This is a genomic window from Intrasporangium sp. (assembly GCF_030452765.1).
Taxonomy (GTDB): Bacteria; Actinomycetota; Actinomycetes; order Actinomycetales; family Dermatophilaceae; genus Intrasporangium_A.
Genome location: NZ_JAKDLO010000192.1, coordinates 1 through 7,988 on the forward strand (window position 1 = coordinate 1; position 7,988 = coordinate 7,988).

Genomic DNA, 7,988 nt, shown 5'->3' on the forward strand with positions numbered 1-7,988 from the left:
GGTTGGGGTCGACGCGGTCGAGGAGCCGGTTGGGGTCGACGCGGTCGAGCAGCTGGTTGGGGTCGACGCGGTCGAGGAGCCGGTTGGGGTCGACGCGGTCGAGCAGCTGGTTGGGGTCGACGCGGTCGAGCAGCTGGTTGGGGTCGACGCGGTCGAGCAGCCGGTCCAGGTCGATCCGCGCCAGCGCAGTGTCCAGGTCGATCCGGTCGACGAGTGCGTCGATATCGACATGATCGAGGATGAGGTCCGGCTGGACCGTCTCGACGACGCGCTCGGTGACTCGGCCCGCGACGCGCCCCAGCATCCCGCGGGGCTGTCGACGGGATGACTCTGAGGACATGGTCACCGCGTGCGTCCGGGCGCGTGCCGGTGGCTGCACATGCGGCGACTCTACGCGGGCCTGAGCAGAGCACTCAGATCGAGAGTGCCCTTCTCGTGATCGAGAGTGCAATTCGGGTCATCGAGAATGTAGTTCTGTGTGCACTCTCGATCCGGATTGCTGCACACTCGACGAGGACTACTGCACACTCGACGAGGACTACTGCACACTCGACGAGGACTACTGCACTCTCGATCCGGATTGCTGCACACTCGATCCGGACTACTGCACACTCGACGGGCAGGGACTGATCTGGGCAACGCCGCGCTCGCCGTCCGCGGCGACCGTGACCGTGAGCCCGGTCGTCAGCGCGGCGAGGTCACCCGGCGCGACCTGCACGACCGGCGTGGCGATCCCGTAGAGCTCGTCGGCGACCATCACGCCCAACGCGATGATCGCGTCGGACTCGGCGAGCACGATCGCCGCCGGCCCCGTCCCGCGCCGCAGCTGCTCGGCAAGAACGTACGAGCTCGAGCTCGAGCCGCGCCCGCTCGCCATGACGAGGACCCGCCCGGTCACCGACAACCCGTGCTGGGGATGGTGCGCGTCGATGATGAGTCCGTCGTGGTCGGTGCCACCCCAGAACGAGAGCGGGGCAGCGAGGCGCAGCACCTCACCCCGCGCGGACCCGCCGTGCAGCGGGACCGCGATGAGCGGCATCCGTGACGCTCTGTCAGCGTAGGAGGTTGTCATCGATGAGCACCCTTCCCGCACGGGCGGATTCGACGCACTCCGAAAGGCCGGCGAGGACGACGCCGACACCGAGGTTGCCGGGTGCGTAGTGCGCCCACTTGCCGCTGTTCGTCATCGCGACGCGCGCGTCGGGGCGCAGGATCGAGGTGACGTAGGTGCACGTGTCCACGACGATCCGTATGCCGCTCGCCTCCAGTGCGCGCACGTGGCCGAGCCGCTCCGCCTCGGCCAGCACCGAACGCCCGGTCGAGAGGTAGAAGTCGACGTGCGGCGCGATCGATGATCCGTGATCGAGAAGCCTTGCCAGAGTGGCGATCTCGTCGAGCGACGCGTGCGGGGTGCCGACGCTGACGACATCGAGTCGATCGCCCGTGGCCGTCGTCAGCTCGTGGCGGGCTCGGACGAGATCGTCGGCCGTGATGTTGATGCATTCGGCGGGCTCCCTTGTCCCGAAGGCGGATTCGAGATCGGGTGCCTCCGGGGTGACTCCCACGACGTGGAACATCGCCACGCCGCCGGAGGAGGCGGCCGCCGCGCCGAACGCCTTGAGTCCGTCCTCCGTGACGTCACCGGAAAGCCCGATAAGGACCGGGTTGCGTGTGCCGACAACGGAGCCGACGAGATACCCGAGCAGCGGCATCGACAGGTCCAAGCGCAGCACGTGGTCGGGGATCGTGGTGCAGTCGATGAGCACGTCCCCGAGCCGCGCCTCGTCGGTGTGCAGACCGGCATACGGAGCACGGCCCGTCACGGCTGCGCAGATGTCCAGGAAGTCGCCGTAACGGTCGGTGCGGGCGCCGAGGACGGAGTTGCAGAAGGCGATGGCGTTCGACTCCGCCCACGCGACGTGCTCACCGAACGCGGGCCGAGCATCGAACTGGTAGGGCGCGCACGTCCACGTCGGGCGGGCGCCCAGGGCGACGTAGGCGTCCATGAGGGCGCGCCCCGCACCGAGTACCTCGCGCTGCTCGGGGGTGTCGCCGCGGACCAGCCCGGGGTGCAACAGGTCGAGCGAACCGACGTTGAGCGTGGTGGGGACGGTGACGCGGGCACCGAGGTCGCGCAGCCGGGTGGCGAAGTCGAGGCCGACCTGCCCGTGGTAGAGGCAGCCGTCGATGTGGGCCGAGCCGATCTCGACGAGCCGTGCCGCACCGCGCACCCGGGCCAGACCGGTGACGACACGCATCGCCATGGCGACCCCTGGTCCCTGCGCGCCGTCGAGCATCGCCTGCTCCACAGGCGTCACGGTCAGGGCCATGCGGTGATCGTCCCACGGCCGCCGCTGGCCTCCCGCGTGGAAAGTCCGCGATCAGATCGCCCGGGGTCCCGCCAGGGAAGTCACGCAGCTTGCTGGGGTCGCAGGGGTGTGCCGATCGGGCCGAGGCACTTCGTCAGCGGCGCCGGCGGCCTTCCTCGATGACCGGCCAGCCCCGCTCGGCGGCCAGGGCCCGCAGCTCACGGTCGGGGTTCACCGCGACAGGGTGCCCGACCCGCTCGAGCATCGGCAGGTCGCTCACCGAGTCGCTGTAGGCGTAGCAGTGCGTCAGGTCGTAGCCACGCTCCGCCGCGAGCTTCTCGATCTCGATGACCTTGCCGCCCGCGTAGCAGAACTCGCCCGTGAGCCGACCGGTGTAGCGGCCTTCCTCGTCGAGCTCGCCTCGGGTCGCGACGGCACCCTCGAGCCCGAGCGCGTCTGCGAAACGCCCGACGATCTCGATCGGGCTCGCCGACACGACGATCCGGTCCTCGCTGCGGCCGTGGTGCTCGGCGAGCAGCCGGGCCGACTCCGGGATGAGCCGACGGACCAGGCGGGGGGTGACGGCATCGCCGAGGTGGATGATGTCCGCCTGCCGGATCCCCTTGACCGCCCGCAAGATTCGTTCGCGAAGTGCGGCCGACCCGTCGTCCGTCGACCCGTGGCGCTGGAACCGCACCGCGTTGACCGTGTCGCTGAGCAGCTCCCGCCACGGGACGAGCCCGAACCGGAAGGCGGCGATGGCCAAGGGGTAGTTGGCCGACCCCCGGATGAGGGTGCGGTCGAGGTCGAAGAAGGCCGCGACGCGGCTCGGCTCAGAGGACATGCGCGACCAGGGGTGCTGCGCCGCGTCGCACGGTGGGCGGGGCGGCGTTGACGGCCCGCTTCGGCAGCCTTGTGGGCGACCCGGAGCCGAACCGCGCGTGCAGCTCCTCGCGCAGCCACGGACCCAGCCCCTGTGGCGGCACGGCGAGCCGGCACACCTTGGCCCAGGCCTGGAAGACCTGTCGGGGCAGCGGCCCGGTCGTGTACGGCAGGCCGTAGCGCTCGCAGATCTCACGCACGTGCGGGGCGACCTCTGCGTAGCGGTTGCTCGGCAGGTCGGGGAAGCAGTGGTGCTCGATCTGGTGGCTGAGGTTGCCGGTCATCAGATGCATGAGCGGGCTGCCGGAGATGTTGCCCGAGCCGATCATCTGACGGATGTACCAGTCGCCGCGGGTCTCGCCCTCGATCATCTCCTCGGTGAACGTGTCGACGCCGTCCGGGAAGTGCCCGCAGAAGATGACGGCGTGCGCCCACGCGTTGCGGATGCAGTTGGCCGTGAAGGTGCCGATCAGGGCGTTGCGGCCGGACCGCGAGACGAGCTGGGCGGCGAGCGGGGTGGCCGCGTAGTCCTTGGTGAACTGGTGCAGGGCCTTCTTCGCGGTCAGCCGGAGGTCGCGCTTGAGCTCGTCGCTGGACTTCTCGCCCGTACGCCAGGCCTCCAGCTCGAGGTCGTAGAGCGCGATGCCCCACTCGAAGAACGGCATCAGGACGAGGTTGTAGAGCGGGTTGCCGAGCGCGAAGGGCGTCCACGGCTGTTCCTCGTCCATCCGGAGCAGGTCGTAGCCCACGTCCTTGTCCCTGCCCACGACGTTGGTCCACGTGTGGTGCAGGTCGTTGTGGGTGTGCTTCCACGTCTGGGCCGGGGAGACGAAGTCCCACTCCCACGTCGTCGAGTGGATGTCGGGATCGCGCATCCAGTCCCACTGGCCGTGCAGGACGTTGTGCCCGATCTCCATGTTCTCGAGGATCTTCGCGATGCTGATCATCGCGGTCCCGGCGATCAGAGCGGACTTGCGCCTCGAGAACAGCAGCGTGACTCGGCCGGCGAGCTCGAGCGAGCGCTGCACCTTGATGACGCGCCGGATGTAGCGTGCGTCCTTCGCGCCGCGGCTGGCCAGGACGCGGTCGCGGATCGCGTCGAGCTCACGACCGAGCTGCGCCACCTGCTCGTCACTCAGGTGCGCGGCGGTGGGGGGCCGGACCGCGGGGTGGCCCGTCGAGGCGAGGACGGGGGTGCGTGGCCGAGCCTCGGTGCGCTGCGGTGGGGGTGCGGTAGTGGTCATGCGGTTTCCCTTCTCAGATGTCCAGGTGGACGGGCCCCGCGGGGGCGTTGATGCAGGTCTGGACGAGCTCGCCCTCGTCGCCGTGCACCTCTCCGGTGCGCAGGTCGCGGACCCGGCCCGCGACGAGAGGGGTGAGGCAGCTGCGGCAGATGCCCATGCGGCATCCGCTCGGCATGACGACGCCGGCCTGCTCGCCGGCGTCGAGCAGCGAGCAGTCGCCGGGCGTCTCGACCTCCTTGTCGGACTTCTCGAACGTCACGAGCCCGCCCTCGCCGGCCGCGCCGGGCAGCAGCACGGGTGCGAAGCGCTCGATCATCAGGGCCTCGGCAGCGTCGTCGGCTTCGGCTGCGAGCTCGGACTCCCACAGCGCGGCTGCGGCGTCGAGGAAGTCCGCCGGACCACACGCGTATGCCGCTCGCCCCCGCCAGTCGGGACACACCGTCTCGAGGTCGGTGACCTCAGTCAGGTCGAGCCTGCGGCCCTGCCCCTCGCGGGTGAACCAGTGCTTGACGGTGAGCGCAGGGAACTGGTCGGCGAGCTCGAGCAGCTCGTCGTGGAAGAGGGCCTCGACGCGGGTGCGGGCGGAGTGGATCAGGACGACGTCGGCGTCGGGGCGACGCGGGATGAGCGTGCGGACCATCGACATGACCGGGGTCAGGCCACTGCCGGCGGTCAGCATGAGCAGCGGCCGCGGGTGGCGCGGCAGGACGAAGTCTCCCTGCGGGACGTCGAGGAACAGGATGTCGCCGAGCTTGGTCCGTCGGACCAGCTCGGTCGAGACGACGCCGATGGCCGTGACGGTGATCGCGGGGTCGGCGCCCTCCGGTGCGGAAAGGGAGTAGCTGCGCCAGTGCCGCACACCGTCGATCTCGACCCCGATCCTGGCCCACTGGCCGGCATCGTGGGGGTTCCAGCCCCGGCCGGGCCGGAAGTGGATGGTCCGCGAGTCGGCGGTCTCCTCGGTCACCTGCGTCACGATGCCGCGCAGCTGCCGGTACGAGGCGAGCGGGTTGACCAGACCGAGCACGTCCTCCGGCTCCAGGGGCGTCAGCAGCAGGGACGCGACGCGCCGGAGGGCATGGATCTGGGCCATACTGCTCACTCTGCCCGCGCAGCATGGTCCCGCGCTCGTGGCGAGACGTATCCTTTCGGCGGAGAATCTATTCCCAGACGATAAACATTCGAGGAGGCAGACGTGGCCGAGACCGGCACTGACCCACCTTGGTTGTCGCTTCCGGCTGAAGTCGGCCCGCTCATCCAACCGCTCATCTCGGACATCGTCGAGCTCATCATCGGCACGATCCCGCGTGACGTCCCGGTCTATGCGATGCCGCTCGAGGGCAGGTTCGGCCAAGGGGTACGACGCGGGGTGTCGGTGGCCCTGCACCGGTTCCTCGACCTGCCCGGGACCCGCCTGCCGGCCCTGTCCGCCGACGACATCTGGGTCTACGAGCGTCTCGGGCGCGGCGAGGTCAGGTCGGGCCGGAGCCTCGAGTCGCTCCTGGCCGCCTACCGCGCCGGGGCCCGGGTGACCTTCCGGGCGATCTCGCAGGCCCTGCCGCTCGATCGTTTCGAGCCTGAGGTGCTCCTCGCGCTGGGGGAGTCGATCTTCGCCTACATCGACGAGCTGTCGGCGGTCACCGCTCAGGGGTATGCCGCCGAGCAGAGCGAGCGGGCTGGTGAGCACCAGCGCCTGCGGGGTGAGCTGCTCGAGATGATCCTGCGCGGTGACGCGAGCGAGAGCGCGGTAGCCCGATCGGCCGCAGCAGTCGGCTGGGTGCCGCCCGAGGTCGTCGTCGTCGCGACCGTGCCGTTCCCGCATGTGCAGGGTCTCCGGGCCGCCCTCGGACCGGAGGCGCTCGTCGCGGAACGCGGGACCGACGTCGTGGTGGTCCATCCCTTCGCGCCCCGTGCCGCCCGGCGCCGCGACCTCGGCCGGGCCCTCGCCGGACGTCGCGCGATCGTGGGCTCGTCGCGTCCCCTCGCCCGGGCCGCCGAGTCGCTCCACCTCGCGCTCGCGGCCGGCGCCCACGGCCTGCTCGACCGGGACGCCGTCGACGCCGATACTGCGCCGCCGCTGTGGGTCGGCGAGCACCTGGCCGAGCTTGTCGTGCGGGCCGAGCCGCTGGCGCTCGCGGACCTCGCCACCCGCGTGCTGGCACCGTTGGGACGGGTCAGACCCAGCACGCGGGAACGGCTCGCGGAGACCCTGCTGGCCTGGCTGCGCCACCAGGGCCAACGCACGCCGATCGCGGAGGAGCTGTTCGTCCACCCGCAGACCGTCGGCTATCGCGTGGCCCAGCTGAAGGAGCTGTTCGGCACCGCGCTCGACGACCCCGAGGCCCGGTTCGAGCTCGAGCTGGTCCTGCGCGCGGGTCACCGCTGAGATCGTCACTGCACGCTCGATCAGAACTACTGCACGCTCGATCAGAACTACTGCACACTCGATGGGGTAGGTCAGATCGAGAGTGCACTTGTCCTCATCGACAGTGCACTTGTCCTCATCGACAGTGCACTTGTCCTCATCGAGAGTGCAGTTCGTCCAACGGGTCATGACAGCGGGACCGTGCGCGGTGCGCAAGACGCCGACTGAGCGGCATACCCTCTCGACATGAGCGACCACGTGTATGACGTCACCCTCCGCTGGAAGGGCTCGACCGCAGCCGGGTACGAGGGCTACGAGCGCAGCCACACGGTGGGTCCAGCTGGGCTGGAGATCGACTCGAGCGCCGACCCCCACTTCCGCGGTGACCCGGGTCTGCTCAACCCCGAGCAGCTGCTCGTCATGGCGGCGAGCTCGTGCCAGATGCTCAGCTTCCTCGCGGTGGCGGCCTACGCCCATGTCGACGTGCTCGAGTACACCGACGAGACAACGGGACTCATGCCTGCGGGCGTCAGGCCGACGCGGATCACCAAGGTCACGCTGCGGCCGCGGATCACCGTGGCGGCAGGCACGGATCCCGCGCTCGTCGCGCGGCTCGTCGAGAAGGGCCACCGGGGCTGCTTCATCGCGAACACGCTGAACGCCGAGATGGTCATCGACCCGACGATCGTCGTGCTCGACGGCGAGGCCTGAACTAGTGCAGGTGCACGGAGGTCGTGAGCAGCGCTCCGGTGCACGGCCTGGTGCAGGCGCGCTCGCTGTAGTGGATGCGGCACCGCGAGCAGTACACCTCCAGCACCTCGATCCGCGTCCTTGCCAACAGGACGTGACGCCCGGTCCTCGCTGCGTGCTCGGCCCGCCGGGTCTCGCCCTGACCCATACCGACCAAGGCTGCACCGACCCACACGTGAGCTGCTGCGTCATCGGTTGGTACAACCGGACGCTCGTCCATCTTCGTTTGCATGAGGCCCCCCTCACAACATGCTGTTCAACTGTTTACACAACAATATTGTGTAAACCAGCCCGCATCCGTCAATAGTCCATGGTGACTAGTCCATGACCAGAGCGACCGGGCTGGGGCGACGGAGCAGCGAGAGGCGGCGCGCCCCCCGGGGCGGGGGCGGGCGCGCAGCCCCCCCCCCCCCGGCCGCACCCCCCCCCCCCCCCCGG

General features: G+C 69.9%; 8 protein-coding genes and 1 pseudogene. 2 read left to right on the top strand and 7 right to left on the bottom strand.

The genetic code is table 11. The features are described 5' to 3' along the window. The 6 genes and pseudogenes from L0H79_RS18695 to L0H79_RS18720 all read right to left on the bottom strand — a co-directional run. A pseudogene (locus tag L0H79_RS18695) lies at positions 1-304 on the bottom strand (hypothetical protein); the annotation flags it as partial. Between the two features lie 297 nt (positions 305-601). Next, entirely contained in the window at positions 602-1,072 is a 471-nt protein-coding gene (locus L0H79_RS18700; protein WP_301486154.1) for a DUF126 domain-containing protein, read from the bottom strand. Then, positions 1,053-2,330 (bottom strand): aconitase X catalytic domain-containing protein, encoded by a 1,278-nt coding sequence (locus tag L0H79_RS18705; RefSeq protein WP_301486155.1) that lies wholly within the window; start codon positions 2,328-2,330, stop codon positions 1,053-1,055. Before L0H79_RS18705 ends, L0H79_RS18700 begins: the two co-directional genes overlap by 20 nt. Before the next feature lie 133 nt (positions 2,331-2,463). Beyond that, positions 2,464-3,153 carry an HAD family phosphatase gene (locus tag L0H79_RS18710; protein ID WP_301486156.1) on the bottom strand — a complete coding sequence of 230 codons (690 nt, stop codon included), beginning with the start codon at positions 3,151-3,153 and terminating at the stop codon, positions 2,464-2,466. After that, positions 3,143-4,435 (bottom strand): acyl-CoA desaturase, encoded by a 1,293-nt coding sequence (locus L0H79_RS18715; RefSeq protein WP_301486157.1) that lies wholly within the window; start codon positions 4,433-4,435, stop codon positions 3,143-3,145. The genes L0H79_RS18710 and L0H79_RS18715 overlap by 11 nt, the downstream gene beginning before the upstream one ends. 13 nt (positions 4,436-4,448) lie before the next feature. Next, on the bottom strand, positions 4,449-5,528 hold the full coding sequence (locus L0H79_RS18720; RefSeq protein WP_301486158.1) for a ferredoxin reductase: 1,080 nt from the start codon (positions 5,526-5,528) through the stop codon (positions 4,449-4,451). A 102-nt stretch (positions 5,529-5,630) separates the two neighbouring features. On the opposite strand from L0H79_RS18720, the gene L0H79_RS18725 reads away from it, so the two are divergent. Together L0H79_RS18725 and L0H79_RS18730 are read left to right on the top strand one after the other, a co-directional pair. After that, positions 5,631-6,821 (top strand): CdaR family transcriptional regulator, encoded by a 1,191-nt coding sequence (locus L0H79_RS18725; protein ID WP_301486159.1) that lies wholly within the window; start codon positions 5,631-5,633, stop codon positions 6,819-6,821. Positions 6,822-7,046: 225 nt separating this feature from the next. After that, the gene (locus L0H79_RS18730) at positions 7,047-7,511 is read left to right on the top strand and encodes an OsmC family protein (RefSeq protein WP_301486160.1); all 465 of its coding nucleotides are present in this window, start codon (positions 7,047-7,049) and stop codon (positions 7,509-7,511) included. 1 nt (position 7,512) lies between these two features. Here the strand turns inward: L0H79_RS18730 and L0H79_RS18735 are convergent, their stop codons facing one another. Continuing rightward, positions 7,513-7,698: a hypothetical protein gene (locus L0H79_RS18735; RefSeq protein WP_301486161.1), complete on the bottom strand. Its 186-nt coding sequence runs from the start codon at positions 7,696-7,698 to the stop codon at positions 7,513-7,515. Positions 7,699-7,988 lie beyond the last annotated feature (290 nt).

Coding starts and splice junctions, on each gene's coding strand:
- L0H79_RS18730 (WP_301486160.1), top strand. CDS start 7,047: ATGAGCGACCACGTGTATGACGTCACCCTCCGCTGGAAGGGCTCGACC.
- L0H79_RS18710 (WP_301486156.1), bottom strand. CDS start 3,153: ATGTCCTCTGAGCCGAGCCGCGTCGCGGCCTTCTTCGACCTCGACCGC.
- L0H79_RS18735 (WP_301486161.1), bottom strand. CDS start 7,698: ATGGGTCAGGGCGAGACCCGGCGGGCCGAGCACGCAGCGAGGACCGGG.
- L0H79_RS18715 (WP_301486157.1), bottom strand. CDS start 4,435: ATGACCACTACCGCACCCCCACCGCAGCGCACCGAGGCTCGGCCACGC.
- L0H79_RS18720 (WP_301486158.1), bottom strand. CDS start 5,528: ATGGCCCAGATCCATGCCCTCCGGCGCGTCGCGTCCCTGCTGCTGACG.
- L0H79_RS18705 (WP_301486155.1), bottom strand. CDS start 2,330: ATGGCCCTGACCGTGACGCCTGTGGAGCAGGCGATGCTCGACGGCGCG.
- L0H79_RS18700 (WP_301486154.1), bottom strand. CDS start 1,072: ATGACAACCTCCTACGCTGACAGAGCGTCACGGATGCCGCTCATCGCG.